Genomic DNA, 26,376 nt, shown 5'->3' on the forward strand with positions numbered 1-26,376 from the left:
TCCGCGCGGGGCCCGTGCCCGTGCCCGTGACCGGTAGCCGGTAGCCGGTAGCCGGTAGCCGGTAGCCGGGGCGTACGTCAGAACCCGCCGCCGAAGTCCCCGCCACCTCCGCCGAAGTCGCCGCCACCGCCGAAGTCGCCACCGCCGCCGAAATCGCCACCGCCGCTGAAGTCGGCCGGGTTGAAGTCGGCGCCGGTGTAGTCGCCGCCCTCGTACTGGTCCTGGTAGCCGCCGCCCATCATCGGCGCCGCCGCGTAGGCCGGGGAGCTCATCATCGAGCCGAGCATGGTGCCGACCAGCAGGCCGGGCAGCAGGCCGCCACCGAAGCCGCTGTAGTAGCCGCCCGCGTACGGGGCGTACGCCGGGCCGGCGTTCCAGTACGGCTGCGGGCCCTGGTCGGTGTCGACGGTGCGGATCGCCGGGTCGAGGCCGGCCGCCAAGCGGTCCGCGTCGGCCTGGCAGACCGGCACGGAGCGGGCGGAGCCGCCGGCCGGGGCCCAGTCCACGTCCTTGACGGACGGGCCGTGCCGCGGGTCCATGAAGCACGGGGGACGGCGCTCGGGCAGCGGCCGCTTGTCCCGCCGGGCGGCCAGGGTGGCCAGCGAGAAGCGGCCGTCCTCGATCGCCTCGGTGACCTGCTTGACGTCCTCGGGCTTCTTCGCCTCGTCCATCAGCCGCTTGGACTTCTCGTACGAGTCCAGGGCGTGGCTGTAGTCGGTGCGCTGGGCGTCGTCGGCGTCGGCCGCGGCCGGGCTGAAGTCGAGCCGCTCCAGTTCGACGCCGAAGGCGGTGATGTCCTCGTCCACGACCCTGCGCAGCTGCTCCAGCTCGGCCCGGGCCTGCTCCTCCTTGCGCTTCTTGGCGCGGCGGAACAGCAGGAAGACGCCGGTGCCGGCGAGCGCGACCAGCACGAGCGGGATGACCACCCAGGCGATCGAGGTGCTGTGGTTGACCCCGGTGCCCTTGGTCTGCGGGGCGGCCTGGTCGACGAAGGAGTTCAGGGTGGCGTCGATGTCGCCGCCGTTCGACCGGAAGGCCGCCCCGGCGATGCGCTGCGGCTGGCCCGCGCCCATCGCGCCGCGGTCGCCGCCGGCGTCGAACTTGTCGCCGTGCCAGACCGCGTAGACGCCGTCGATGCCCACCAGGGTGCGGAAGTCCTGGAGGTTGCTCTTCGCGTAGGCCGGAGAGTCGGGGATCACCGCGATGAAGATCGGCTTGTCGGCCTTGTCGATCTTCTTGGTCAGGGCGTCGGCCCGGTCCTGGCTGAAGCGGCTCGTCATGGCCGGGTCGACGTAGACCCGGCCCTTCTTCAGGGAGGCCGCGGCGTCGCTCAGTCCGCCGGCCGCCGAGGCCGCCGGCGCCAGCAGGAGCAGCAGCCCGAGCAGCGCCGCCACCAGGGCAAGCGGCCCGGCGCCCCGGGAACGTCGTGCAAGGGTTCTCATGCCCCCGACGCTACCGTGACCGGCCCCGGAGCACGCCATACCCTTCGCATACTGGTACTGACAAGGCTCCCCGCCGTCCGCCGGGTCCGCTCCCCTCCTCGGGGATGATGTTTCCCCCAGCCGTCCCCGAGACGGGGCCCGCGCGGGAACCGGCTGCGGCCCCCGGACGTACGTTCCGGCAGGCCCGGCCCGGTTCCGGGGTACTCCGGGGGGCGTGCCGACCGTACCGTGCGAACGGGCATAGTGGTCCCGAACCACCGGCCCCATTGCCCTTTCTTTACTCAGCCAATCCTTGACTCGACTCCCGATCGGAGCACTCGGTGATCATCGGCCTCGTCACCGCCGTGGCGGCATCCGCCTGCTACGGCACCGGCTCGGTCCTCCAGGCCGTCGGATCCCGCCGCTCCGCCCGGGAGGAGGCCGCCAAGGGCGCCAGCACCTCGACCACCGAGCACGGCGGCCCGAGCCTGTCCTCGACCGCGAAGGCCGCCGTCACCTGGGAGTTCATCCTCGGCACAGTGCTCGACCTGATCGGTTTCGGGCTCGGCGCGCTGGCCGCCCGGCTGCTGCCGCTGTTCCTCTCCCAGACCATCATCAGCGCCAACCTGGTGATCACCGCGGTGCTCAGCATCAAGCTGCTGGGCATCCGGCTCAAGCAGCTGGAGTGGGCCTCGATCGCCGTTCTCTGCTCGGCGCTGGTGCTGCTGGCCGTCTCGGCCGGACCGGAGGGCGGCCACCACGTGGCGATGTCCTTCCACTGGTGGCTGCTGATCATCACCACCGTGCTGCTGGTCGGCGGCAGCCTGCTGGTGCGGCGGATGGGCGCCAACGGCGCGATCGTCGCCGGCCTGCTCTCCGGCCTCGGCTTCGGCGCCCTGGGCGTCGGGGTGCGCATCCTCAACGGCATCGAGCCGTTCGACATCGGTTCGCTGCTCTCCGACCCGGCGCTGTACGCGGTCCTGGTCGGCGGCATCGGCGGGATGTACATCCACACCGTGGCGCTCCAGATCGGCTCGGTCAACGGCGCGACCGCCGCGCTGGTGGTCGGCGAGACGGTGCTGCCCGGCGCGGTCGGCGTGCTCTGGCTCGGAGACTCCTCCAAGGCCGGCCTGGGCTGGCTCGGCGTGATCGGCTTCCTGCTCGCGGTGGTCGCCGCGGTCGGGGTGGCCTACTTCGGCCAGGACACCCACGGCACGCCCGGGGAGCCGGCCGCCGAGGAGCCCGAGCTCACCCGCAAGTAGCGCGGGGCCTCAGCCCCCGCTGCGGGTGCGCGGCACGCGCTGGCAGCGGGGGCAGAAGTAGCTGGAGCGGTTCATCCAGGCCGCCCGCCGGATCGGGGTGCCGCAGCGGCGGCAGGGCTCCTGCTCGCGGCCGTAGGCGTCGAGGTCCCGGGAGAAGTAGCCGCTCTCGCCGTTCACGTTGACGTAGAGGCTGTCGAAGCTGGTGCCGCCGACGGCGAGCGCCGCGGTCATCACGTCCCGGGCGGCGGCCAGCAGCAGCAGGGCCTGCGGGCGGGTGAGCGTCGCGGTCGGGCGGTCGTAGTGCAGCCTGGAGCGCCACAGCGCCTCGTCGGCGTAGATGTTGCCGACGCCGCTGATCAGGGTCTGGTCGAGCAGGGCGCGCTTGACGGTGGTCCGCTTGGCGCGCAGCGCCGCCGCGAAGGCGGCGTCGTCGAAGCGCGGGTCGAGCGGGTCGCGGGCGATGTGCGCGATCGAGACCGGGGTGCCCTCGGGGTCCCCGTCCTCGGCCTCCTCGACCGCCAGGCCGCCGAAGGTCCGCTGGTCGACGAAGCGCAGTTCGCGCCCGCCGTCGGCGAAGCGCAGCCGCACCCGCAGGTGCGTCTCGTCGGGTACGGACGGGTCCTGGACGAGGAGTTGGCCGCTCATCCCGAGGTGGCCGATCAGCGAGAATCCCGCCCCGGTGCCGGCCAGCGGCACCCACAGGTACTTGCCGCGCCGCTGCGCGGTGCCGAGAGCGGTGCCGGTCAGCCGGGCGGTGAAGTCGGCCGCGCCGGCCGGCTGGCGGCGCACCGCGCGCGGGTGCAGCACCTCGACGTCGGCGACGGTCCGCCCGGCGACCCAGTTGGCCAGACCACGGCGGACGACCTCGACCTCGGGAAGTTCGGGCACGGGAAGACGCCTCCTGCTCGGTACGGTTCGGCAGGAGTGAAGGCTACTCGGAGGTCACGCCCCGGCGGGCAGCCGGTCGGCGTACTTGTCCCTGATCGCGCGCCAGGCGCTCTCGGCGGCCTTCTGCTCGGCTTCCTTCTTCGAACGGCCGACGCCGCTGCCGAAGTCCTCGCCGGCCACCCGGGCCGCCGCGGTGAAGGTCTTCTCGTGGTCCGGACCGGATTCCATGACCACGTACTCGGGCACTCCGATGCCCACCGAGGCGGTGAGCTCCTGGAGGCTGGTCTTCCAGTCCAGGCCGGCGCCCAGCTGAGAGGACTCCTCGATCAGCGGGTCGAACAGTCGGTGGACGAACTCGGTGGCCGCGTCCAGGCCCTGGTCCAGGTAGACGGCGCCGATCACGGCCTCGACGGTGTCGGCGAGGATCGACGACTTGTCGCGGCCGCCGGTACCCTCCTCGCCCTTGCCGAGGCGGATGAACGTGCCGAGCTCCAGGCCGCGGCCGACGTCCGCGAGCGCGCGGGAGTTGACCACCGCGGCGCGCAGTTTGGCGAGCGTGCCCTCCGGGACGTCCGGGTGGACGCGGTAGAGGGTGTCGGTCACCACGAGGCCCAGCACCGAGTCGCCGAGGAACTCCAGGCGCTCGTTGGTGGGCAGCCCGCCGTTCTCGTACGCGTACGAGCGGTGGGTCAGGGCACGCACCAGAAGGGCGCGCTCGAGCGTGTACCCGAGGCGCCCTTCCAGGACGTCGTATTCGGTCGAAGCCGGCCCGCCGGCCTTGCCGCCGCCCGAAGTGGAACCCTTCGGGGCGGTGGACGCCTTGCGGGTGGAGTTACCGTCCGACATCGATCCGTACACCCCGCCGATCAGACCGAGAGGACCTGGCGACGGTTGTACGTGCCGCAGCTCGGGCACGCGATGTGGCCCAGCTTCGGCTCGTGGCAGCGGTCGCACGCCACGAGGGCCGGGACAACGGCCTTCCAGTTGGACCGACGGTGGCGCGTGTTGCTGCGCGACATCTTCCGCTTCGGAACAGCCACGGCTACTTCTCCTGGTTCTCGGCGAGACCCTCACGGGTGTCGCTGTTCTTAGATCCGTCACCCTCGTCGCCGGGGGCGGCGGAGAGTCCCTGCAGAGCCGCCCACCGGGGGTCGACGGCATCGTGGTGGTGCGCCGGGTCGTCGCTCAGGCGCGCTCCGCACTCGGAGCACAGGCCCAGGCAGTCTTCCTGGCACACCGGCTGCAGCGGCAGTGCGAGCACCACCGCGTCACGCAGCACCGGCCGGAGGTCGAAGAAGTCGCCCTCCAGACGGTAAGTCTCTTCTTCCGAGTCCTCGTCGAGGTCCTCGGCCCCGGCGGTCCGGGCGCGGTGGCGCTCGTCGGACTCCGGGTAGTAGTACAGCTCCTGGAAGTCCACGTCGATGTCGAACGCGACGGACTCCAGGCACCGGACGCACTCGCCCTCGACGCGGGTCTCGGCGGTGCCGGTGACCAGCACGCCCTCGACCACGGACTCCAGGCGGAGCTCCAGCTCGATCGGGCTCTTCTCCGGCACGCCGATCACGTCGATGATCCCGAAGCCCTCCGGGGCCTCCAGGGTCCGGCTCACCTTGCGCATCGAGCCCGGACGCCGACCGAGCTCGTGCGTGTCGAACACGAGGGGGTCGCGGTGGTCGAGGCGGTTCACGGTGTCCTGACTTCCATAGGAATTCAACGAAGCGTCCCCATACGAGTCGGCGTTGCGAGGGCAAGCCAACGGCCGGACATGGGGAGGCCGGAGTGGTCAGACTACCGGAGTCTCCCGTCAGGCCCAACTTCGGTCCCGTCGGGAGACTCCCCCGCGGACGTGCCGGGGCCGGTTCAGCGGCCGCCGAGCTCCCGCAGCCTGGTCATGTCGATCATGCTGGTGTCGAAGAAGCTGGTCTCGTCCAGACCCTGCCCCTGCGCCTGGCCCTGCTGCTGGCCCTGGCCCTGCTGCTGGTGCGGCACGGCCGGCGGGGTGGCCGGCGGCTGGGGGTAGGTGTAGCCCTCGTACGACTGCGCGGGGTAGCCCTGCTGCTGGGGATATCCGTAGCCGCCCTGCTGCTGGTCCGGGTAGCCCTGCTGCTGGTAGCCGTCCTGCTGCCCGCCCCACTGGGCGTTGTACGGGTCGCCCTGGCCGGCCGGGTCGTAGCCGCCGCCGTACACCTCGGCGTACTGCCCGCCGGGCTGCTGGGCGGCCGCGTACTGGTCGGTGCCGGGGGCCTGCCAGCCGGCCGCGGCCGGGGTCTGCTCCGGCCAGGTCTGCTGCTGCGGGACGTCCTCGCGGTACCAGGCGATGTCCCCGCCGTCGGGGTCGTGGGCGAAGCCCGCCGCCACCGCCTCGGCCCGCTCCTTGGCCTCCTGGGCCTGGTCGGCGGCGGCCAGGTAGGCGCCCAGCTCGTCGATGGGCCGCTTGCCGAGCAGCTTGTCCCGGCCCTTGCCGACCGCCTCCAGGGTGGCGCCGAGCACGTTCTCCAGGGTGGCCAGCTTCACATCGACGTACTCGTCCACCTCGGGGCTCGGGCTGATCCGCTGCGGGCGGAACTCCTCGCCGTCGCCCTCGCCGTCGGACTCGGTCTCGAAGACGCTGGAGTCGCCGCGCAGCTTGGTGCGGCCGCGGCCGACCGCGCCGAGCGTCTTGGTCAGCACGACCTCGAAGTTGGCGAGCTTGCTGTCCACGTAGTCGTCGGCCTCGGCCCGCTTGGCGTCGACCTCGGCGCGCGCCTCGGCGAGGATCCGGTCGGCCTGGGCCTGGGCCTGGCGGACCACCTCGGTGTCCGAGATCAGCGAGCCGCGCTCGGCGTGCGCGCCCTGGATGATCCGCTCGGCCTCGGCCTGGGCACCCGCCACCACCTGCTCGTGGTCGGCCATCACCGACTGGGCCTGGGCGAGTTCGGCGGGCAGGGCCGACCTGAGGTTGTTGAGCAGGCCGATCAGCTCGGCCCGGTTCACCACGCAGGAGGCCGACATCGGCATCGAGCGGGCGTTCTCGACCGCCGCCACGATCTCGTCGACCTTGTTCTGCACGTCCACGGGGCTTCGTCTTTCCGTGTGCCGCCGACGGTCCGGCGGAGGCAGGCCCGACGCGGTGAACCTCACCGCGGGGCAGGAGTACAGACTGTACGGCCCCTGCCGGGCGGGGTCACAACGCCTGCGCCGAACCGGTCTGCCGCCCGCGGGACAATCCATGACGAACCGGCAGAAGCGGACAGGCGGCGCCTACTGCTCGGCCTTGCGCTCCGCGATCCGCTCCACCAGCCGGCGGTGCACCGTCTCCGGCAGCAGGTGCGAGACGTCGCCGCCGTACGAGGCGACCTCCTTGACCAGCGTCGAGGAGAGGAAGCTGTACGTCGGCGAGGTCGGCACGAACAGCGTCTCCACCCCGGTCAGGCCGTGGTTCATCTGGGCCATCTGGAGCTCGTAGTCGAAGTCGCTGACCGCGCGCAGGCCCTTGATGATCGCGGGGATCCCGCGGTCCCGGCAGAAGTCCACCAGCAGGCCGTGGTGCGACTCGACCACCAGGTTCCCGAAGCCGGCGGTGACCTCCTCGATCAGGCCGATCCGCTCCTCGACGGTGAACATGCCCTGCTTGTTCCGGTTGATCAGGACCGCGACATGCACCACGTCGTACAGCTTCGAGGCCCGCCCGATGATGTCGAGGTGACCGTTGGTGATCGGGTCGAACGAACCAGGACAGACGGCTCGGCGCATGGCGTGTGTGCTCCCTCGTGGGGTGACGGCTGCTGCGGGCCGCGGCCCGCTACTTCTGCTCACCGGCCGCGGCGGCGGCGCGACCGTACCAGAGCGTGCCCTCGCCGTAGCGGCGGGAGCGCAGTTCCTCGAAACCCCCGGGCCAGTCGAACCCACCGCCGCGGGTGCTGCGCTCCACGGTGACGAGTGCGTCGTCCGCGAGCCAGCCCCCGGCCAGGAGTGTGATCAGCATCTCGCGGACCTCCTCGTCCGTCACCACGTACGGCGGGTCGAGGAAGACCAGGTCGTACGGGCTCTGCGGGGGCGGGCCGGCGATCACCTTCTCCGCCCTGGCGGCCCGCACCTCGGCCCCGGGCAGGCCGATCGTCCGGACGTTCTCCCGGATCACCCGGGCCGCCTGGCCGTCCGCCTCGACCAGCAGGACGTGCTCGGCGCCGCGCGACAGCGCCTCCAGTCCGACCGCGCCCGATCCGCCGAACAGGTCCAGCATCCGGATCCCCTGCAGGGTGCCGCGCAGCGCCTCCAGGGTGGAGAACATCGCCTCGCGGGCCTTGTCGGAGGTCGGGCGGGTGCCCCGGCCGGGCGGTACGGCCAGTCGGCGGCCGCCGGCCGCCCCGGCGATCACGCGGGTCATGGTGGTGGGAGGTCCTTTCGTCGCTGACCGACCACGCTATACGGCGCAGGCCCCGCCGGGCCTACCGGCAGGGCCTGCGGGAAGTGCGGGTCAGCTCGCCTCGGAGCCCGCCGCCTGGGGCGGCAGGGCCGCGCCGAGCAGGGCCGGCGAGGCGTAGCGGGACCAGGACAGGCAGCCGTCGGGCGGGCAGAACTCGGGGCGGCGCGGGTCGTGCCCGAGCTCGCGCAGCTTGGTCCGGACGGAGTCGGGCGTGCGGCCGAACCGGGCGGCGACCCGGGCGATGGTCTCGCCGTCGTGGAAGCGCCGGACCAGTTCCTCCTCGTGCTGCGGCACCCAGGGGGCGCCGTGGCCGGGGTACAGCTCGCGCAGCACGTCGCGGTCGGGGATGGGCTCGGAGACGTCGGCGACGATCGCCAGCGCCCGCAGCGCGCGGTTGAGCGCGATCCGCAGCGAGGCGACGTCCTCGACCGGCAGGCGGAGCTTGCCCGAGGCGAGCGGTGCGGCGGCCGCCCCCTCGCGCCAGCCGGTCAGGGTGAGGGTGACCTCGCGGTCGTCGTCGCTGGCGAGTTCGATCCGGAAGACCTTGTCGCCCAGCGGGAGCTCGTTGAGATGACGGAATGCCATGGCATGACCCCCAAGTGTCGTGCCAGGTACGCACCTTGGAGGTGCGTCCTGAACAACTCCATTCTCTCCCGGGGGTCTGACAATCCGACCCTCGAAGGGCCGATCAGCCCTTCTCCATGTAGGCCGCGCGGTCCTCGTCGAGCAGGCTCTCCAGCGCGGTGCGCAGCTCCGGGTGGGCGGCCAGGTCCGGGTCCTCGGCGACCAGCCGGGTGGCCTCGGTGCGGGCGGTGAGGATGACCTCCTCGTCCTCCAGCACCGAGAGCACCTTGAGCGAGGACTTCACCCCGGACTGGGCCTGGCCCAGCACGTCGCCCTCGCGGCGCTGTTCGAGGTCGATCCGGGAGAGCTCGAAGCCGTCCAGGGTGCCCGCCACCGCGTCCAGCCGGGCCCGCGCGGCGCTGCCCCCGGGCATGTCGCTGACCAGCAGGCACAGGCCCGCCGCGCTGCCGCGGCCGACCCGGCCGCGCAGCTGGTGGAGCTGGGAGACGCCGAAGCGGTCGGCGTCCATGATGACCATCGCGGTGGAGTTGGGGACGTTGACGCCGACCTCGATCACCGTGGTGGCGACCAGCACGTCCACCTCGCCGGCCGTGAACCGGCGCATCACCTCGTCCTTGGCCTCGGGCGCGAGCCGGCCGTGCAGGATCTCCACCCGCAGACCGCTCAGCGGGCCCTTCGCCAGCTTCTCGGCCGTCTCCACCACCGAGAGCGGGGGCCGCCGTTCGTCGCTCGCCGCGCCCTCGTCGCCGCCCTCGTCGCCGACCTCCTCGAAGTCCTCCACGGCAGCCTTGCGGCGCTTCTTCCCCGGGCCCGCCGCCGGCTCCTCGTCCCCGATCCGGGGGCAGACCACGTACGCCTGGTGGCCCTTGGCGACCTCCTCGCGGACCCGCTCCCAGGCCCGGGTGAGGAAGTTGGGCTTCTCCAGCGCCGGGACGACATGGGTGGAGATCGGCGAGCGGCCGGCCGGCAGCTGGTCCAGGACGGAGGTCTCCAGGTCCCCGAAGACCGTCATAGCGACGGTGCGAGGGATCGGGGTGGCCGTCATCACCAGCAGGTGCGGCGGCTGCTCGCCCTTGGCGCGCAGCGCGTCCCGCTGCTCGACGCCGAAGCGGTGCTGCTCGTCCACCACGACCAGGCCGAGGTCCTGGAACTGCACCTTGTCCTCGATCAGCGCGTGGGTGCCGATGGCGATCCCGGCGTCCCCGCAGGCCATGTCGAGCAGCGCCTGCCGGCGGGCGGGGACACCCATCGAGCCGGTCAGCAGCACCACCCGGGTGCCGAGGTCGGAGCCGCCGAGCATGCCGCCCTCGGCGAGGTCCCCCATCATCTCGACGATCGAGCGGTGGTGCTGCTGGGCGAGCACCTCGGTGGGCGCCAACAGCACCGCCTGGCCGCCCGCGTCCACCACGGCGAGCATGGCGCGCAGCGCGACCAGGGTCTTCCCGGAGCCGACCTCGCCCTGGAGCAGCCGGTGCATGGGGTGGTCGGTGGCGAGGTCGGCGGCGATCTCGGCGCAGACGGACCGCTGGCCCTCGGTGAGGGTGAACGGCAGCCGGGCGTCGAAGGCGTCCAGCAGGCCGCCCTCGCGGGCCCGGCGCGGCTTGGCGGGCAGGGCGGAGTCGGCGGCCCGGCGCTGCGCGAGGGCGACCTGGAGCACGAAGGCCTCGTCCCAGCGCAGCCGGCTCTGGGCCCGCTCGCGGTCGGCGTGGCCGCGCGGGCGGTGGATCAGTTCCAGCGCCTCGGCCAGCGGGATCAGGTCGTGCCGCTCGCGCAGTTCGGCGGGCAGCGGCTCGCCGACGTCGCCGAGGTGCTTGGTGAGCGCGGTCTCGATGCAGATCGACAGTTTCCAGCTGGGCATCTGGGCGCTGGCGCCGTACACCGGGATGAGCCGGCCGGCGAACTGCCGCGCGGCGTCCGACCCGGTGTCCTCGTCGAGCAGCTGGTAGTCCGGCGAGACCAGCTGGCGGGTCCGGTTGAAGACCCCGACCTTGCCGGCGAACAGGCCCTGAGCGCCAGCCTTGAGCTCCTTCTGCCGCCAGCCCTGGTTGAAGAAGACCAGCGAGAGCCGGCTGCGGCCGTCGGTGACCACGACCTCCAGCCGGTCGCCCTTGCGGCCGCGGAACGGGATCAGGGTGACCTTCTCGATCCGGGCCAGCACGGTGACGTGCTCGTCGACCTCCAGCTCGTCCAGGCTGGTGAGCTGGCCGCGTTCGACGTAGCGGCGCGGGTAGTGGTGCAGCAGGTCCCCGACCGTGCGCAGCTTGAGACTGTCGGCGAGCACCTTCGCGGTGCGGTCGCCGACGAGCTTGGTCAGTGGTTCATCGAGAGCGCCCATCAGGCCCCTGTTTACACCAAGGGGCGGACAGAACGGCGGCTACTCCACCCCGATGAGCAGCGGCGCCGGTTCCTGCCCCCCGTGGAAGACCACCGCGTCCACCTCGGGCCGGCGGTGCCGCACGTGGGCGACCAGCCGCTCGGCGAGCGCCTCCTCGGTGCCCTCGCCGAGGATCAGGGTGACGAGTTCGCCGCCCGCCCCGAGCATCCGGTCCAGCACGCTCTCGCCGACCTCGGCCAGCCCGGCGCCGATCACCGCGACGTCGCCGTCGATCAGCCCGAGCACGTCCCCGGCCTGGCAGACGCCGGCCATCGTCCAGGACTCCCCCTCGGCGACGGCCAGTTCCGCGTACCGGGTGGCCCCGGCGGCGGAGGTCATGGCGACCACGTCCTCGTCGAAGCGGCGGCCGCCCTCGTGCACCGCGAGCGCCGCCAGTCCCTGCACCGGCGAGCGGGTGGGCAGGACGGCGATCCGCACCCCCTCCTCGCGCAGCTGGTCGGCGGCGGCCCCGGCGGCGGCGCGCAGCTCCGGGTCGTTCAGCAGCAGGACGACCTCGCGGGCGGCCGAGCGGCGCACCGCGGCGGCGAGTTCGGCGCTGGCCGGCGGGCGGTCCGGGTCGGCGTGCAGGACGACGGCGCCGGCCTGTTCGCAGAGCTCGGCCAGACCCTCGCCGGAGACCACCGAGAGCACCGCCCGGGCCCGCTCCTCGCGCTCGCCGGGCTCGGCGGCGGTGCCGGAGCGGGCGGCGGCCTCGGCGAAGTGGGTGATCCGGATCTGGTGCGGGCGCCCGGCCCCGACGCCGGCCTCCACGGCGGAGCCCGCGTCGTCCACGTGGACGTGCACGTTCCACAGGCCGTCGCCGCCGCCGACCACCAGCGAGTCGCCGAGCTCGCCGAGCCGCTCGCGCAGCGCGGGCAGCGCCTCGTCGGGGGCGTCCAGCAAGTAAATGACCTCGAAGGCGGGGTGGCCGGGGCCGGGCGGCCGCAGGTGCGTCTCGCAGCTCTCGACGGCCCGGACGTCCCCGCGCAGCGCGACCGGCCCCATCGGCTGCTGCCCGGCGACGGCGTCGGCGAGCGCGCCGAGGACGGCCACCAGGCCGCGCCCGCCGGCGTCCACGACCCCGTTCTCGGCCAGCACGGCGAGCTGCTCGGGGGTGTGCCGCAGTGCGTCCCGGGCGGCCCGGTGGGCGGTGTCGGCGACCTGCGCGAGCCCGTCCCCGGCCCGGACGGCCTCCCGGGCGGCGACCCGGGCGACGGTCAGCAGGGTCCCCTCGACGGGCTCCGCGACGGCCTGGTACGCGGAGTCGGCGGCCCGTTGCAGGGCGGCCCGCAGCTGGTCGGCGCCGCCGCCCTCGGCGAGCGTCTCGGCGGTCCCGCGCAGCCACTGGGCGAGGATCACCCCGGAGTTCCCGCGGGCGCCGACCAGCGCGCCGCGGGCCATCGCCCGGACCGTGTCCGCCAGCCCGGGGGCCGTCCCGACGGCGGGGTCGGCGAAGCGGCTCTCCACCTCGGCGGCGGCGGACTCGACGGTCAGATAGAGGTTGGTGCCGGTGTCGCCGTCCGGGACGGGGTAGACGTTGAGCGCGTCGATCTCCTCGCGGGCCTGGCCGAGCGCCCGCAGGGCGAGCTGGCACCAGGTGCGCACGGCCGGGGCGTCGAGCGTGTGCAGCACCAGGTCTCCTCCGGATGGGCCGCCGCGGTGGCCCGAGGGGCGGCGGCGAGGGGTGATACCAGCAGGTTATCGGGGGGTGGGCGGGGCCGTCCGGGCCGACGACCGGAGCGATCACTCGGCCGGTCATGGTAGTTTCGTGGGACGGAAGCAAGCGTTGTATGCTCTTCCGGTTGCCTGGAACCGTCCAGGCTCACCCCCTCGTCCGGTCTGGTTCACGCGAGTGTTCTGGTGGTCGAGCGGGGTTTTCGAAAGTATCTGATCTGAAGTCTTGGAGTGACTCCTGTGGCTGCCAACTGCGACGTCTGCGGCAAGGGGCCGGGCTTCGGCAACAGCATCTCCCACTCTCACCGCCGTACCCCCCGTCGTTGGAACCCCAACATCCAGACGGTGCGCGCTGTGATTGGGCGGACGCCGAAGCGGCTCAACGTCTGCACCTCGTGCATCAAGGCCGGTAAGGTCTCGCGCTGACGCGCAGACCGGCAAGCCGGTCCTCCAGTGAGCCGGTTCATCCTCGGATGAGCCGGCTTCACTGTTTCCGTGGCCGGCTCTGCCGTTTTCCGGACCCACCGACAGTGGGCGGACTCCTTCCAGGAGCCCGCCCACTGTCGTCTTCCGGGGTCCTCAGCGCCAGCGCCAGGCGTGGTCGACCGGGCCGATGCCGGCGCCCAGGGCGAAGCCCCCGGCGATCGCGCCGGTGATGTACTCCTTGGCCGAGGCCACCGCCCGCGGCAGCGGCTCGCCCTTGGCCAGTCCGGCGGCGATCGCGCTGGCCAGGGTGCAGCCGGTGCCGTGGGTGTGCCGGTTGTCGTAGCGGGGTGCCCGGAACCAGTGCACCTCGTCCGGTCCGCCGTACAGCAGGTCGGCGGCCTCGCCCGGCAGGTGGCCGCCCTTGACCAGCGCCCAGCGCGGCCCGAGGTCGACCAGCGCCCTGGCGGCGTCCAGCATCTGCGACTCGTCCTCGACGGTCAGCCCGGTGAGCTGGGTCACCTCGTGCAGGTTGGGGGTGGCCAGGGTGGCGACCGGCAGCAGCTTCTCGCGGACGGTGGCGACGGCCTCGGCGACCAGCAGCGCGTCCCCGTGCTTGGAGACCCCGACGGGGTCGACCACCACCGGGGCGTCCACCCCGGCCAGCAGCTCGGCGACGGTCTCGACGAGTTCGACCGAGGCGAGCATGCCGGTCTTCACGGCCTGCACCCCGATGTCGTCCACCACGCTGCGGAACTGCGCCCGGACGGCTTCCGCGGGCAGCTCCCAGTAGCCCTGGACACCGAGCGAGTTCTGCGCGGTGACTGCGGTGATCACGCTCATGCCGTGGACGCCGAGGGCGAGCATCGCCTTGAGGTCGGCCTGGATTCCGGCGCCGCCACCGGAGTCGGAGCCGGCGACGGTGAGCACCCGGGGAGGCGCGAGGCGGGCGGTGGCGTCGGAGGGGCCGTGCGAAGCGCTTCGGCCGGGGGCGGGGGTGGGAGACGGGAGGGCCATGGGCCCCAACCTACCGGCGCGCTCTCAGAGCACCGCCTCGGACTCCGCCCAGCGGTCCTTCGGCACCGTCTTCAGCCTGGTCACCGCGTCGCCGATCGGCAGCAGCTCGATGCCGGTCCGGCGCAGCGCGGTGAAGTGTCCGAACGCCCCCTGCTGGACGGCCTCCACCGCGTGCCAGCCGAACCGGGTGGCGAGCACCCGGTCCCGGGCGGTCGGGGTGCCGCCGCGCTGGACGTGGCCGAGGATGACCGGGCGGGCCTCCTTGCCGAGCAGGTTCTCCAGCTCGTGGGCGAGCCGGTTGCCGATCCCGCCGAAGGTCCGGTGGCCGTACTGGTCGACCTCGCCGTGGTCGAAGCGCATGGTGCCGGGCAGCGGGGAGGCGCCCTCGGCGACGGCGATGATGGCGAACTTCTTGCCGCGCGCGAAGCGGTCCTCGATTATCCGGGCCACCGCCTCGATGTCGAAGGGCTTCTCCGGGATCAGGATGCCGTGCGCACCGCCCGCCATGCCCGCGGTGAGGGTGATCCAGCCGGTGTGCCGGCCCATCAACTCGACCACCATGACGCGCTGGTGGGACTCGGCGGTGGTCTTCAGCCGGTCGATCGCCTCGGTCGCGACGTGCACGGCGGTGTCGAAGCCGAAGGTCACGTCGGTGGCGTCGATGTCGTTGTCGATGGTCTTCGGCACCCCGACCACGGGCAGTCCGGCGTCGCTGAACAGCTTGGCGGCGGTCAGCGTGCCCTCCCCGCCGATCGCGATCAGCGCGTCGATGCCGATCTCCCGGGCCAGCGTCTTGGCGTTCTCCACCGCCCAGGCGATCCGGTCCCGCCGCACCCGGGCCGAGCCCAGGATGGTGCCGCCGAGGGTGAGCAGGCCGGTGACGTCGTCGTGCGAGACCGTCCTGGTGCGGCCCTCGATCAGTCCGAGGAAGCCGTCCAGGATGCCGACGATCTCGTGCCCGTGGACGTCGGTGCCCCGGTGCACCACCGAGCGGATCACCGCGTTGAGGCCGGGGCAGTCGCCGCCGCTGGTCAGTACACCGATGCGCATGTCTGGTGTGCTCCCGCTCGCAGTGGGTCGGGCCACCCGCGCCGGGCGGGTGGGCTGGGGTGTCGCAAGCCTACGCACAACGCACCCTCGACACCCGTTCCCAGCGCACCGGAGCGTCACGCGCCGCCCGCCGTACGGGGATCGGCGCGGACCGCCCGCCGGGGCCCCGCCTCCCGGGTCCCCGCCGGGGCCGACGCGATCCGGGGGCGGGCCCTACTCGGCGAAGTGGTCCCAGCCGCCCACCCGGTCCCAGGGGGCGCCGTCCACCGTGACCCGGCCGCTGCGGCTGCCCGTCGGGCGGCCGGTCACCTCGCCCACCACCCGCCAGCGGGCCGGGAGTTGGACCCCGCGCGGGAAGGTGGCCACGATCGCGTGGTCCTCGCCGCCGGAGAGCACCCAGACCAACGGGTCCACGCCGACCGCCTGGCCGATGTCGGCCATCTGCGCCGGGACGTCGAAGTCGGCGGCCTTCAGGTCGATGTCGACCTCGCTGGCCCGGGCCACGTGGCCGAGGTCGGCGACCAGTCCGTCGCTCACGTCGATCATCGAGGTCGCGCCCAGCTCGGCCGCCGCCGGGCCCGCGTGGTACGGCGGTTCGGGCCGGCGGTGCGCCTCGACGAAGGCCCGCGGGGAGCGGAAGCCGCGCTGGAGCACGGTCAGGCCGGCGGCCGACCAGCCGAGCCAGCCGGTCACCGCGACCACGTCACCGACCTGCGCACCGGAGCGGGTCACCGCCGCACGCCCTTGGAGGTCCCCGAGCGCCGTGATGGCCAGCATGACGGTGTCGCCGCGCACCACGTCACCGCCGACCACCGTCGCCCCGGCCACCTGGCACTCGTCGCGCAGCCCGTCCATCAACTCGGTGGCCCAGGTGGTCGGCAGGTCCGCGGGAGTGACCAGACCGAGCAGTATGGCGGTCGGCACCGCCCCCATCGCGGCCACGTCGGCGAGGTTCTGGGCGGCGGCCTTGCGGCCCACGTCGTAGGCGGTGGACCAGTCCCGGCGGAAGTGCCGGTTCTCGATCAGGACGTCCGTGGTCGCCACCACCCGGCCGTCCGGAGCCCGTACCACCGCGGCGTCGTCACCCGGGCCGAGGTCGACCGCGTCGGTGAGCGGTACCCGGGCGGTCAGCTCCCTGATGAGGCCGAACTCGCCGAGCTCGCCCACGGTCCCCTGCATCTGCCGTCCTCTCGCGTTTCCATCCGTCTTCGGCCCCCGTCGCGCTCCCCCGCGCGCAGCGTACGCCCTTCCGGGGCCGCGGGGTCTCCCCTCCCCGGCCCGCTGCGAGGTAGCGTGGTGATCAGACTGCCGGTGAGCCCACCCACCCATGCGCCTGACCGGGCGATCACGGCGGCGATCCCCCCTCAACCGGCCGCCGGGAGGTCCCCGTGGTACAGGCATACATCCTGATCCAGACCGAGGTTGGCAAGGCCACCGCCGTGGCCCGGACCATCGCCGAGGTCCCCGGCGTACTCACCGCCGAGGACGTCACCGGCCCCTACGACGTGATCGTCAAGGCCGAGGCCGAGACGGTGGACGAACTGGGCCGGCTGGTGGTGGCCCGGGTCCAGAAGGTCGAGGGCATCACCCGCACCCTCACCTGCCCGGTGGTGCACCTGTAGGCCGGCGCACTTGTAGGCCGGTGCGCCCGGGCCCCGGTGGCCCGGCGCACCGGCACGTCCGGCCACCCGGGCCCCGGTTACCATCGGCGGGTGGCCAGAGAACTCCGCGTCCCCGAGGCGCTGACCGCCCTGCCGGCCCCGGTCCGCTGGCTGGCCCTGCCCGTCGCCCTGACCTGCACCGTCGTGGCGCTGGTCGGCAGCTGGGGGCCGGCCGACCCGAAGGTCGAGATCCCGCAGCCGGGCGGCCGGGCGGCCGGGTACTGCCGGTCGCTGGCCGCCGCGCTGCCGGCCGACCTGCTCGGGCACGCCCGCAACGACCCGTCGCCCGCCTCCCCGTACGTGGCCGCCTGGGGCGATTCCCCCCGGACGGTGCTGCGCTGCGGCATCGACCGGCCGGAGGAACTGGACGGCGACCACGCCGCGGACTGGTCCCCGAGCGTCGACGGCGTCACCTGGTGGTCGCAGAAGCGCGCCGACGGCGGCTACCGCTTCGTGACGACCATGCGCGCCGCCTACGTCGAGGTGACCGTCCCGGCCGGGGCCGCGCAGAACCCCTTCGACCCGGCGGCCGCCCTGACCGGCGCGGTCAAGGCCAACGTCCCGGGCTGAGCCCGGCGGCGGGAGCCGCGACCCGGGGGACGCACCGAGGGCGGGCCGGGGAGCTCCCCGGCCCGCCCTCCGCGGCAGGACCCGCTAGCGCAGCCCGGTCGAGCGGCGCAGCGCCGTCCCGAGCAGCCGGTCGATCAGCTCCGGGTACGCGACCCCGCTGGCCTCCCACATCTTCGGGTAGGCCGAGATCGGGGTGAAGCCGGGCATGGTGTTGATCTCGTTGATCATCCAGGTGCCGTCCTCCAGCAGGAAGAAGTCCACCCGGGCCAGGCCCTCGCAGCCGAGCGCCTCGAAGGCCTCGACCGCCTGGCGCTGGATCTCGGCGAGCTCCTCGGCGGTCAGGTCCGCCGGGATCTTCACGTCCGAGGAGTCGATGTACTTGGCCTCGAAGTCGTAGAAGTCGAAGCCCTCGCCGACCAGGATCTCGCCGGCCACGCTGGCCCGCGGGCCGTCCTCGAACTCCAGCACGCCGCACTCGATCTCGCGGCCGGTCACGCCGGCCTCGATGATGAGCTTGGGGTCGTGCCGGCGGGCCTCCTCGATCGCGGCGTCGAGGTCGGCCAGGTCCTTCACCTTGGTGATGCCGATGCTGGAGCCGGCCCGGCAGGGCTTCACGAACAGCGGCAGACCCAGCTCGGCGGCCCGCTCGCGCACCGCCGCGCGGCCCGCCTCGGACTCCCAGTCGCGCGGCCGCACGATGGTGTAGCGGCCGACGTTCAGACCGTGCGAGGCCAGGATCCGCTTGGCGAACTCCTTGTCCATGCCGGCCGCGCTCGCGAGCACGCCGTTGCCGACGTACGGGACGCCGGAGAGCTCCAGCAGGCCCTGGAGCGTGCCGTCCTCGCCCCACGGGCCGTGCAGCAGCGGGAACACCACGTCGACCTCGCCGAGGGCCTTGGGGGCGCTGCCCGGCTCGGTCAGGACCACCTCGCGGCTGCCCGGGGCGACCGGCAGCGCGACCTGGCCGTCGACGCCCTCGGCGACGTGCGCCACGTCCGGCAGCCGCCCGTCGGTGATGGCCATCCGGGCCGGCTCGTCGCTGGTCAGCGCCCAGCGGCCCTCGTGCGTGATGCCGATCGGCAGCACGTCGTACTTGTCGCGGTCGATCGCCCTGAGCACACTGCCCGCGGTGGAGACCGAGATCGCGTGCTCGGAGCTGCGCCCGCCGAAGACCAGCGCGACGCGCGGCTTCCGGTCGGGCCGGTTCGGGGAGGACTGTTCGATGCTCATATCGGGTTTGAGACTACCGTGCGAGACCCTGCCGGAAGGCAGGCGCCACCGTGGAGTCGGCGGTCCCGCGGGGACCGCCGGACTCAGCGCCGCTCGGCCTTCGCCGAACGCGACATCAGGGTCTGCAGCGCCTCCTGGGTCGGCCGCCCGTTGTGCACCACGTCCACCACGGCCTCGACGATCGGCATGTCGACCCCGTTGCGCCGGGCCAGATCCAGGACCGACTCGCAGGACTTGACGCCCTCGGCGGTCTGCCGGGTGGCCGCGATGGTCTCCGCGAGCGACATGCCCCGGCCCAGGTTCATGCCGAAGGTGTTGTTGCGCGACAGCGGCGAGGAGCAGGTGGCCACCAGGTCGCCCATCCCGGCGAGTCCGGCGAAGGTGTGCGGGTCCGCGCCCAGCACCTCGCCGAGCCGGGTGGTCTCGGCCAGCCCGCGGGTGATCAGGGTCGCCTTGGTGTTGTCCCCGAGCCCCATGCCGGCCGCCATACCGACCGCCAGGCCGATCACGTTCTTGACCGCGCCGCCGAGTTCGCAGCCCACCACGTCGGTGTTGGTGTACGGCCGGAAGTACGGTGTGTGGCAGGCCGCCTGGAGCCGCTTGGCGACCGCCTCGTCGGAGCAGGCGACCACGCTGGCCGCGGGCTGCCGGTTGGCGATCTCCTTGGCCAGGTTGGGCCCGCTGACCACCGCGACGCGCTCCGGGCCGACCCCGGTGACCTCGTCGATCACCTCGCTCATCCGCTTGGCGGTGCCGAGTTCGATGCCCTTCATCAGGCTCACCAGCACGGTCTGCGGCTCGATCAGCGGCGTCCAGGCGGCCAGGTTGTCGCGCAGCGTCTGCGAGGGCACCACGAGCACCGCGAAGTCGGCGCCGGCCAGCGCCTCGGCGGCGTCGGTGGTCGCCCGCACGGTGTCGGGCAGCCGGACGCCCGGGAGGTAGTCCGGGTTCTCGTGGGTGGAGTTGACGGCGTCCACCAGCTCCTGGCGGCGGGCCCACAGCACGACCTCGCAGCCCGCGTCGGCGAGCACCAGCGCGAACGCGGTGCCCCAGGAACCGGTCCCCATCACGGCGCAACGGATCACTTGCCGGCCTCCTCGGTGCCCTTGCCCCGCTCGCCCTTGGCGCGCCGGCGCTCGGCCAGCGCCGCCGCGGCACGGTCCCGGGCGGCCCTGCGCATGTCGTAGCGCTCGGCGGGCGGTTCCTCGCCGCGGACCTCCGCCAGCACGGCGGTGATCGCCGTCATGATGTCCTCGGTCGCGTCGGCGAGCACCTGGGCGGTGAGCTCCTGCCCCCGGTACTTGCTCAGGTCCACCGCGGGCCCGGCCGCGACGGTGACCCTGTGCCGCGGGAACAGGTTGAACCTGCCCTTCCCGAGACCGGGCCGGCCGTACGGCGGGATGATCTCGTGGGCGCCCCAGTGCGCGACCGGGATGACCGGCGCACCGGTCATCAGCGCGACCCGGGCGACACCGCTCTTGCCGGTCATCGGCCACAGGTCCGGGTCCCGGGTGAGCGTGCCCTCCGGGTAGAACTGCACGCACTGGCCGCTGTTGACCGCGTCGATCGCGGCCCGGAACGCCTGCGCGGCGTCGGTGGACTCGCGGAACACCGGAATCTGACCGGTCTTGCGCAGCATGAATCCGATGAAGGGAATCGAGAACAGCGAGGACTTGCCGAGAATGCGCGGCGGACGTCCGCTGTTGTACTGCCAGTGCGCGTAGATCACCGGATCGATGATCGAATTGTGGTTCACCGCGGCGATGAAGCCGCCGTTCTTCGGAATGTGCTCCCAGCCCCGCCAGTCGGGCTTCACCAGGGCGGTCGTCACCGGCTTCACCAGCACGGCCGCGAAGCGGTACCAGATGCCGTAGTCGGCGTTGCCGAACTTGGCGTACGAGCGGCGGGCCACCCCAGCTCCTTCTCATCCGATGCGGCACGGATTACCGCGGTCATGGCGTCCCGGCGCCGCGCACCGATTCCACCGGTGCCCGGGCCACGGGCGCGGAACAGTGTCGCCCGCCCGATCACCGGCTGTCGAGCAACCGCGCCAACCCGCCCGGCGGGCGTGATCAAACGCACGTCCGCACAGCTCGGACGGCCTGGCGAGGGCTCCGGGACCGGCGCCAGAATGACGCCGATGACCCAGGACACCGTACGCCCCAGCGGGGCCGTCGCGCCCCCCGCACCCACCGCCGGCTGGTCGCTGGTGCTTCCGCTCAAGCCGCTCACCGTGGCGAAGAGCAGACTGGCCCCGTACGCCGGACCGCACCGGGCCGACCTGGCCCTGTCCTTCGCCCTGGACACCGTCACCGCCGCCCTGGCCACCCCCGGGGTCGGCCGGGTCCTGGTGGTCACCCGCGACGCCGCGGCCGGCGCCCGGCTGACCGCGCTCGGCGCCCTGGTGGTCGCCGACGAGCCCGACGGAGGCCTCAACCGGGCGCTGGCGCACGGCGCCGAGAGCGCCCTGGCCCTGGCCCCGCGGGCCCCGCTGGCGGTGCTCTCGGCGGACCTCCCGGCGCTGCGTCCGGCCGAACTGGCCCGGGTGCTGGGCGCGGTGCCGACGGACGGCCGTGCCTTCCTGCCGGACACCCCCGGCCTCGGCACCACGCTGCTCGCCTGCGCCCCCGGCCGTCCGCTCTCCCCCGCCTTCGGGGACGGATCACGGGCCCGGCACGCGGCCGGCGGGGCGCTCGAACTGCGTCTCGCGGACGTGGAGTCGGTGCGCCGGGACGTGGACACCGGGACGGACCTCGGCGAGGCCGCGGCGCTCGGCCTCGGCCCGCACACCAGCGCGCTGTTCGCCCGGCTGAGCCTTTCCTGAGCCCTCCCGGTCGCCGCCCGGGCACCGCCCGGAGCCGCCCCGGCGCGTCCCGGTCCGGGCGTCGACCTGCTCCCGGGCCGGGGCCGGCCCGCTCGCTATGCTGCTCGCATGCAGGCCACCTCGTTCACCTTCGACCCCGCCACCCGGGCCGGCTCCGTGCTGCTCGACGACGGGACCCCGGTGCCGTTCGACGCGGCCGCCTTCGACGCCGGTGGCCTGCGGCTGCTGCGCCCCGGCCAGCGGGTGCGGATCCGCACCGAGGGCACCGGCGAGGCCCGCCGGGTGGTCTTCGTGACGCTCCAGACCTTCCCGGACCCCGCCGAGGGCTGACGGCCCCGTCCGGCGCCGTCGGGCCCGGCCGGCCCGGCCCGCGGACCATCCCGCCGCACCGCCCGGAACTCCCCCGTGCCGCCGCACGCCGTCGATTCCTGACTAAGCGCCCGGAAATCGAAAGAGCCGCGGCGACCCGTCTCCGTGAATTCACGGAAGGGGGGTGCCGCGGCTCTGAGCCGAAGGCCGTCCTGGGACGGTCGCGCGGGACTTACTTGGCAGAGGTCTTGCGCGCGGTGGTCTTGCGGGTGGCGGTCTTCTTCGCCGGCGCCGTCTTCTTGGCCGTGGCGGTCGCCTTCTTGGCGGTGGCCGTGGTCTTCTTGGCGGCGGCCGTGGTGGTCGCCTTCTTCGCCGCGGCCGTCTTCTTGGTCGCGGCGGCCTTGGTCGCGGTGGCCGTGGTCTTCTTGGCGGCGGTGGTCTTCGCGGCCGTGGTCTTGGCGGCGGTGGCCTTGACGGCCGTGGTCTTCGCGGCGGTCTTCTTGGCGGTCGCCGTGGTCTTCTTGGCGGCGGCCGTGGTGGTCGCCTTCTTGGCGGCGGCCGTGGTGGCCGTCTTCTTGGCGGCGGCCTTCTTGGCGGCCGGGGCGGCGGCGGCAGCAGCGGCGGCACGCTTGGTGGCGGCACGCTTGGCGGCCGGGGTGGCGGCCACGCCGCTCTTGCCCGGGGTGAGGGAGCCCTTGGGGGCCTTCTTCACCGAGGGGCCTTCCTTCGGCAGCTTCTTGCTGCCGCTGACCAGGTCCTTGAAGCCCTGACCCGGACGGAAGCGCGGGACCGAGGTCTTCTTGACCTTGACCCGCTCGCCGGTCTGCGGGTTGCGGGCGAAGCGCGCGGAGCGCTCCACCTTCTCGAAGGTGCCGAACCCGGTGACCGAGACCCGGTCACCGGCCACAACGGCACGGACCATGGTGTCGAGCACTGCGTCGACGGCCTCTGCGGCAGCCTTGCGACCGCCCAGCTGCTCGGCCACCGCTTCGACAAGCTGAGCCTTGTTCACGTCTTCCCCTTCGGAAACGGGCGCCGGATGATTCCATCCGTTCTTTTCGCACGTTAGGTATGTATCTGCGGACTTTCAATTACCAAACGCGCGAATCACCCTAGTGTCGCAATGGATTTGCGCGTCGGCGACCTCAGTCGAGCGGCGGGGGCCGCTCGTCGAGGTCATGTACAAAGCGACTCAACCGCCTTGCCGCCTCCGGAAGATCGCGCTTGGCGGCCTCGGTGACGATGAGGAGTTGACGGGTGAGAGCGGTCTTTGCATCGGCAGACACGTTCAGCGCATGCACGCGGGCGTGAGCTTGCTTCAACCGCTCGGCCACAAGCGCGTAGAGCGCTGCGACTTCCTGGTCGTCCGGCCCCTCAGCTGGTGCGGAGGTGACGTCCGGCCGATCGTCAATTCGGCGTTCGGATGGCCGGCCCATGGAGTCCTCAGCCGCGGGTTCGCCGCCCGCGTACGGAGGTTCATGGTGCCGGTGCATGTACTGATTGTGCCATCTACCCGCAGTTGTACTTGCGCGGGCCCCTCTTCCGCAAAGCCAAATGGGCAATCCGGGGCGGGCCGCGGCGCTAACTCGTGCTCCGGAACGACGGATGGCCCGGCCCCCCCGAGGGGGGCACGGGCCATCCGGTGGATCGTCAGAATGCTTGTTCTGAGGGGAACTCAGGCGACCGGCAGAGTACGGGGCTTGAAGGCCGGGCGGGTCTCCTCGAAGGCCGCGATGTCGGCCTCGTTCCGCAGGGTGATGCTGATGTCGTCCAGGCCGTTGAGCAGCCGCCACCGGACGTTGTCGTCCAGTTCGAAGGCCGCGACGACGCCCTCGGCACGCACTTCGCGCGCCTCCAGGTCGACGGTGATCTCGGCCGAAGGGTCACTCTCCGTGAGCGCCCAGAGCCGTTCCACGGTCTCCTGCGGCAGGACGACCGTCAGCAGGCCGTTCTTCAGGGAGTTGCCCCGGAAGATGTCGGCGAAGCGCGACGAGACGACCGCGTGGAAGCCGTAGTTCTGGAGCGCCCAGACGGCGTGCTCCCGGGAGGAGCCGGTGCCGAACTCGGGGCCGGCCACCAGGACCGTGGCGCCCTGCCGCTCGGGCCGGTTGAGGATGAACGACTCGTCCTTGCGCCAGGCCTCGAACAGGCCGCCCTCGAAACCGGATCGGGTGACCTTCTTGAGCCAGTGGGCCGGGATGATCTGGTCGGTGTCCACGTTGCTGCGGCGCAGCGGCACGGCCCGGCCGGTGTGGGTGGTGAACTTCTCCATGGCTCAGGCCTCCACGGCAGCGACGTCGGCGGACAGGTCGGAGGGGGCGGCGAGGCGGCCCAGGACGGCGGTCGCGGCGGCGACCTGCGGGGAGACCAGGTGGGTGCGGCCGCCCTTGCCCTGCCGGCCCTCGAAGTTGCGGTTCGAGGTGGAGGCGCAGCGCTCCCCCGGGGCGAGCTGGTCGGGGTTCATGCCCAGGCACATCGAGCAGCCCGCGTGGCGCCACTCGGCACCGGCCGCGGTGAACACCTTGTCCAGGCCCTCCTCGACGGCCTGGAGGGCGACCCGGACGGAGCCGGGAACCACCAGCATCCGCACGCCGTCGGCGACCCGGCGGCCCTCCACGACGGCCGCGGCGGCCCGCAGGTCCTCGATCCGGCCGTTGGTGCAGGAGCCGACGAAGACGGCGTCGACCTTCACCTCGCGCAGCGGGGTGCCGGCCTCCAGGCCCATGTACGCCAGGGCGTTCTCGGCGGCCAGGCGCTCCTGCGGGTCGGCGAAGGACGCCGGGTCCGGCACCTCGGCGCCCAGCGGGGCGCCCTGGCCCGGGTTGGTGCCCCAGGTGACGAACGGGGTCAGCTCGCTCGCGTCGATGAAGATCTCGTGGTCGAAGACCGCGTCCTCGTCGGTGCCCAGGGTCCTCCAGTACGCGACGGCCGCGTCCCAGTCCTCGCCCTGCGGGGCGTGCGGGCGGCCCTGGAGGTACGCGAAGGTGGTGTCGTCCGGGGCGATCATGCCCGCCCGGGCGCCGGCCTCGATCGACATGTTGCAGACGGTCATCCGGGCCTCCATGGACAGGCTCCGGATCGCCGAACCGCGGTACTCCAGGACGTAGCCCTGGCCGCCGCCGGTGCCGATCTTCGTGATGACGGCCAGGATCAGGTCCTTGGCGGTGACGCCCTCGGGCAGTTCGCCCTCGACGGTGACCGCCATCGTCCGGAACGGCGCCAGCGGCAGGGTCTGGGTGGCCAGCACGTGCTCGACCTGGCTGGTGCCGATGCCGAACGCCAGCGCGCCGAAAGCGCCGTGGGTCGAGGTGTGGGAGTCACCGCAGACCACGGTCATGCCGGGCTGGGTCAGGCCGAGCTGCGGGCCGACGACGTGCACGACGCCCTGCTCGACGTCGCCGAGCGAGTGGATCCGGACGCCGAACTCGGCGGCGTTCCTGCGCAGGGTCTCCAGCTGCACCCTGGAGACCGGGTCGGCGATCGGCTTGTCGATGTCCAGGGTGGGGGTGTTGTGGTCCTCGGTGGCGATCGTCAGATCGGTGCGGCGGACCGTGCGGCCGGCCAGCCGCAGCCCGTCGAAGGCCTGCGGGCTGGTGACCTCGTGGAGCAGGTGCAGGTCGATGAAGAGGAGGTCGGGTTCGCCCTCCGCGCGCCGCACGACGTGGTCGTCCCAGACCTTCTCTGCGAGTGTCCGTCCCATCGGATTCCCTCCAGCCGGCCGCGTTGCCGGCCTTCTCGGTGTCGTCGAGGTCAAAGCGTGTGCGCCGCCCTGAGACTCCCGGGCCGCTCCCGTCCAGAGTGGCGCTTTTCGCCGGAGATTGAACTTGTGTCTCGCGGAGTGAGACCGCAGTCTTAGCGCATGGACAGCGCTCCGCCCCCGTCCGCCCCCGTCCGCCGCCGTCCGCCGCCGGGCGGCAGGGCTCGCGGAACGCCGGAAGGGGCCCGTGGAAAGCCCGAAGGGCCCCGCTCGGAACGGAGCGGGGCCCTTCGGGGCATTTCCGGGGAAAGCAAAAAGACCCCGGGGACCGGGGTCTTTCCAATTTCTGGCTGGGGTACCAGGACTCGAACCTAGACTAAATGAACCAGAATCACTCGTGCTGCCAATTACACCATACCCCAACACAAAGCAAGGGCCGATGGGCATGTTCCTCGAAAGGACACAGCCACCGGCTTCCTGCTCTGAAGTACCCCCGACCGGATTCGAACCGGCGCTACTGCCGTGAGAGGGCAGCGTGCTAGGCCGCTACACAACGGGGGCTTGATCTTCTTTTGTGGAGCTGTACTCACGTACTGCGCTGGGGTACCAGGACTCGAACCTAGACTAAATGAACCAGAATCACTCGTGCTGCCAATTACACCATACCCCACCAGAGTTGAACCCTCGCGGGCCCTTCTCAGGCGTTGCGCCTCTCGGTCGGTCCCTTCCGAGGGGCTTTCGTTCCCTCGTCCGTTCCCTCCCGGGCGGCGCAGAAAGAACATTACCCGACGTCGGCCCCGGGTCCAAAATCGATAACCCCAGGCAGCGGCCGGGAGGCCTGCGGACGGCCTCCGGGTACGCCGCGGGCCCGGCACGAAGCCGGGCCCCCGGGCCGCGCCGCGCCCCCCGGGCCCCCCCCCCGCCGGGGGAGTGGGGCCCCCCCCCCAAGCCCCCGCCGCGGGGGCGGGTTAGGACACCCCCCGGCC

Annotated in this window: 27 protein-coding genes and 3 tRNA genes; 6 read left to right on the forward strand and 24 right to left on the reverse strand. The window is 72.8% G+C overall.

Annotated elements, in window-relative coordinates; all coding sequences use genetic code 11:
- Positions 1-77: 77 nt before the first annotated feature.
- Positions 78-1,442, reverse strand: coding sequence for a hypothetical protein (locus tag ACWGJO_RS33190; protein ID WP_452189456.1), 1,365 nt, complete (start codon positions 1,440-1,442; stop codon positions 78-80).
- A 320-nt stretch (positions 1,443-1,762) separates the two neighbouring features.
- On the opposite strand from ACWGJO_RS33190, the gene ACWGJO_RS33195 reads away from it, so the two are divergent.
- The gene (locus ACWGJO_RS33195; RefSeq protein WP_452189457.1) at positions 1,763-2,683 is read left to right on the forward strand and encodes a hypothetical protein; all 921 of its coding nucleotides are present in this window, start codon (positions 1,763-1,765) and stop codon (positions 2,681-2,683) included.
- A 9-nt stretch (positions 2,684-2,692) separates the two neighbouring features.
- On the opposite strand, the gene mutM is transcribed toward ACWGJO_RS33195, so the two are convergent.
- The 10 genes from mutM to ACWGJO_RS33245 all read right to left on the reverse strand — a co-directional run bounded on the left by mutM (position 2,693) and on the right by ACWGJO_RS33245 (position 12,567).
- Complete coding sequence (mutM, locus tag ACWGJO_RS33200) at positions 2,693-3,571, reverse strand: bifunctional DNA-formamidopyrimidine glycosylase/DNA-(apurinic or apyrimidinic site) lyase (protein WP_452189459.1); 879 nt, start codon at positions 3,569-3,571, stop codon at positions 2,693-2,695.
- Positions 3,572-3,625: 54 nt separating this feature from the next.
- Complete coding sequence (rnc, locus tag ACWGJO_RS33205) at positions 3,626-4,417, reverse strand: ribonuclease III (protein WP_452189461.1); 792 nt, start codon at positions 4,415-4,417, stop codon at positions 3,626-3,628.
- A 20-nt stretch (positions 4,418-4,437) separates the two neighbouring features.
- On the reverse strand, positions 4,438-4,611 hold the full coding sequence (gene rpmF / locus ACWGJO_RS33210; protein WP_030056747.1) for a 50S ribosomal protein L32: 174 nt from the start codon (positions 4,609-4,611) through the stop codon (positions 4,438-4,440).
- Positions 4,612-4,613: 2 nt separating this feature from the next.
- Positions 4,614-5,258: a YceD family protein gene (locus ACWGJO_RS33215; protein ID WP_452189463.1), complete on the reverse strand. Its 645-nt coding sequence runs from the start codon at positions 5,256-5,258 to the stop codon at positions 4,614-4,616.
- A 173-nt stretch (positions 5,259-5,431) separates the two neighbouring features.
- Positions 5,432-6,625 (reverse strand): ATP synthase F0 subunit B, encoded by a 1,194-nt coding sequence (locus ACWGJO_RS33220; RefSeq protein WP_452189464.1) that lies wholly within the window; start codon positions 6,623-6,625, stop codon positions 5,432-5,434.
- A 186-nt stretch (positions 6,626-6,811) separates the two neighbouring features.
- Positions 6,812-7,303, reverse strand: a complete 492-nt coding sequence (coaD, locus tag ACWGJO_RS33225) for a pantetheine-phosphate adenylyltransferase (protein WP_387693656.1) — start codon at positions 7,301-7,303, stop codon at positions 6,812-6,814.
- 49 nt (positions 7,304-7,352) lie between these two features.
- Complete coding sequence (rsmD, locus tag ACWGJO_RS33230; protein WP_387693655.1) at positions 7,353-7,937, reverse strand: 16S rRNA (guanine(966)-N(2))-methyltransferase RsmD; 585 nt, start codon at positions 7,935-7,937, stop codon at positions 7,353-7,355.
- Positions 7,938-8,027: 90 nt separating this feature from the next.
- Complete coding sequence (locus tag ACWGJO_RS33235) at positions 8,028-8,561, reverse strand: hypothetical protein (protein WP_387693654.1); 534 nt, start codon at positions 8,559-8,561, stop codon at positions 8,028-8,030.
- Positions 8,562-8,664: 103 nt separating this feature from the next.
- Complete coding sequence (recG, locus tag ACWGJO_RS33240; protein WP_452189467.1) at positions 8,665-10,896, reverse strand: ATP-dependent DNA helicase RecG; 2,232 nt, start codon at positions 10,894-10,896, stop codon at positions 8,665-8,667.
- Positions 10,897-10,935: 39 nt separating this feature from the next.
- Positions 10,936-12,567, reverse strand: a complete 1,632-nt coding sequence (locus ACWGJO_RS33245) for a DAK2 domain-containing protein (protein ID WP_452189469.1) — start codon at positions 12,565-12,567, stop codon at positions 10,936-10,938.
- A 282-nt stretch (positions 12,568-12,849) separates the two neighbouring features.
- Here ACWGJO_RS33245 and rpmB point away from each other — a divergent pair, with 282 nt between their 5' ends.
- Entirely contained in the window at positions 12,850-13,035 is a 186-nt protein-coding gene (gene rpmB, locus ACWGJO_RS33250) for a 50S ribosomal protein L28 (protein WP_014138233.1), read from the forward strand.
- Positions 13,036-13,188: 153 nt separating this feature from the next.
- On the opposite strand, the gene thiD is transcribed toward rpmB, so the two are convergent.
- The 3 genes from thiD to ACWGJO_RS33265 form a co-directional block, all read right to left on the reverse strand.
- The gene (gene thiD / locus ACWGJO_RS33255; RefSeq protein WP_380543448.1) at positions 13,189-14,049 is read right to left on the reverse strand and encodes a bifunctional hydroxymethylpyrimidine kinase/phosphomethylpyrimidine kinase; all 861 of its coding nucleotides are present in this window, start codon (positions 14,047-14,049) and stop codon (positions 13,189-13,191) included.
- Positions 14,050-14,073: 24 nt separating this feature from the next.
- Positions 14,074-15,099, reverse strand: coding sequence for an ATP-dependent 6-phosphofructokinase (locus ACWGJO_RS33260; RefSeq protein WP_359900549.1), 1,026 nt, complete (start codon positions 15,097-15,099; stop codon positions 14,074-14,076).
- A 213-nt stretch (positions 15,100-15,312) separates the two neighbouring features.
- Entirely contained in the window at positions 15,313-16,278 is a 966-nt protein-coding gene (locus tag ACWGJO_RS33265) for a thiamine-phosphate kinase (RefSeq protein ID WP_359900547.1), read from the reverse strand.
- A gap of 209 nt (positions 16,279-16,487) precedes the next feature.
- Between ACWGJO_RS33265 and ACWGJO_RS33270 the strand changes: the two genes are divergently transcribed.
- On the forward strand, positions 16,488-16,721 hold the full coding sequence (locus ACWGJO_RS33270) for an Lrp/AsnC family transcriptional regulator (RefSeq protein ID WP_359900545.1): 234 nt from the start codon (positions 16,488-16,490) through the stop codon (positions 16,719-16,721).
- Between the two features lie 90 nt (positions 16,722-16,811).
- Positions 16,812-17,330: a DUF3515 family protein gene (locus tag ACWGJO_RS33275; RefSeq protein WP_452189472.1), complete on the forward strand. Its 519-nt coding sequence runs from the start codon at positions 16,812-16,814 to the stop codon at positions 17,328-17,330.
- 84 nt (positions 17,331-17,414) lie between these two features.
- Here the strand turns inward: ACWGJO_RS33275 and ACWGJO_RS33280 are convergent, their stop codons facing one another.
- The 3 genes from ACWGJO_RS33280 to ACWGJO_RS33290 all read right to left on the reverse strand — a co-directional run bounded on the left by ACWGJO_RS33280 (position 17,415) and on the right by ACWGJO_RS33290 (position 20,472).
- Complete coding sequence (locus ACWGJO_RS33280) at positions 17,415-18,560, reverse strand: D-alanine--D-alanine ligase family protein (RefSeq protein ID WP_452179755.1); 1,146 nt, start codon at positions 18,558-18,560, stop codon at positions 17,415-17,417.
- Positions 18,561-18,643: 83 nt separating this feature from the next.
- On the reverse strand, positions 18,644-19,627 hold the full coding sequence (locus ACWGJO_RS33285; RefSeq protein ID WP_359900678.1) for an NAD(P)H-dependent glycerol-3-phosphate dehydrogenase: 984 nt from the start codon (positions 19,625-19,627) through the stop codon (positions 18,644-18,646).
- Between the two features lie 14 nt (positions 19,628-19,641).
- Positions 19,642-20,472 (reverse strand): lysophospholipid acyltransferase family protein, encoded by an 831-nt coding sequence (locus tag ACWGJO_RS33290; RefSeq protein ID WP_380543456.1) that lies wholly within the window; start codon positions 20,470-20,472, stop codon positions 19,642-19,644.
- Between the two features lie 228 nt (positions 20,473-20,700).
- On the opposite strand from ACWGJO_RS33290, the gene cofC reads away from it, so the two are divergent.
- Positions 20,701-21,384 carry a 2-phospho-L-lactate guanylyltransferase gene (gene cofC / locus ACWGJO_RS33295; protein WP_452189473.1) on the forward strand — a complete coding sequence of 228 codons (684 nt, stop codon included), beginning with the start codon at positions 20,701-20,703 and terminating at the stop codon, positions 21,382-21,384.
- A gap of 108 nt (positions 21,385-21,492) precedes the next feature.
- Positions 21,493-21,714, forward strand: coding sequence for a hypothetical protein (locus ACWGJO_RS33300; protein ID WP_359900536.1), 222 nt, complete (start codon positions 21,493-21,495; stop codon positions 21,712-21,714).
- Between the two features lie 211 nt (positions 21,715-21,925).
- Here ACWGJO_RS33300 and ACWGJO_RS33305 read toward each other — a convergent pair whose 3' ends face one another.
- The 7 genes from ACWGJO_RS33305 to ACWGJO_RS33335 form a co-directional block, all read right to left on the reverse strand.
- Entirely contained in the window at positions 21,926-22,705 is a 780-nt protein-coding gene (locus ACWGJO_RS33305) for an HU family DNA-binding protein (RefSeq protein ID WP_387693648.1), read from the reverse strand.
- A gap of 133 nt (positions 22,706-22,838) precedes the next feature.
- A complete protein-coding gene (locus ACWGJO_RS33310) occupies positions 22,839-23,186 on the reverse strand; it encodes an SCO5555 family protein (RefSeq protein WP_380354200.1) in 348 nt (115 codons plus the stop codon).
- 182 nt (positions 23,187-23,368) lie between these two features.
- Positions 23,369-23,965: a 3-isopropylmalate dehydratase small subunit gene (leuD, locus tag ACWGJO_RS33315; RefSeq protein ID WP_359900532.1), complete on the reverse strand. Its 597-nt coding sequence runs from the start codon at positions 23,963-23,965 to the stop codon at positions 23,369-23,371.
- A gap of 3 nt (positions 23,966-23,968) precedes the next feature.
- A complete protein-coding gene (leuC, locus tag ACWGJO_RS33320; RefSeq protein ID WP_452189476.1) occupies positions 23,969-25,393 on the reverse strand; it encodes a 3-isopropylmalate dehydratase large subunit in 1,425 nt (474 codons plus the stop codon).
- Between the two features lie 344 nt (positions 25,394-25,737).
- Positions 25,738-25,812: transfer RNA gene (locus ACWGJO_RS33325), tRNA-Gln, on the reverse strand.
- Between the two features lie 66 nt (positions 25,813-25,878).
- Positions 25,879-25,951: transfer RNA gene (locus tag ACWGJO_RS33330), tRNA-Glu, on the reverse strand.
- 37 nt (positions 25,952-25,988) lie between these two features.
- Positions 25,989-26,060 (reverse strand) — tRNA-Gln (locus tag ACWGJO_RS33335).
- Positions 26,061-26,376: the final 316 nt, after the last annotated feature.

It is taken from the genome of Kitasatospora sp. NPDC054795 (assembly GCF_053611565.1).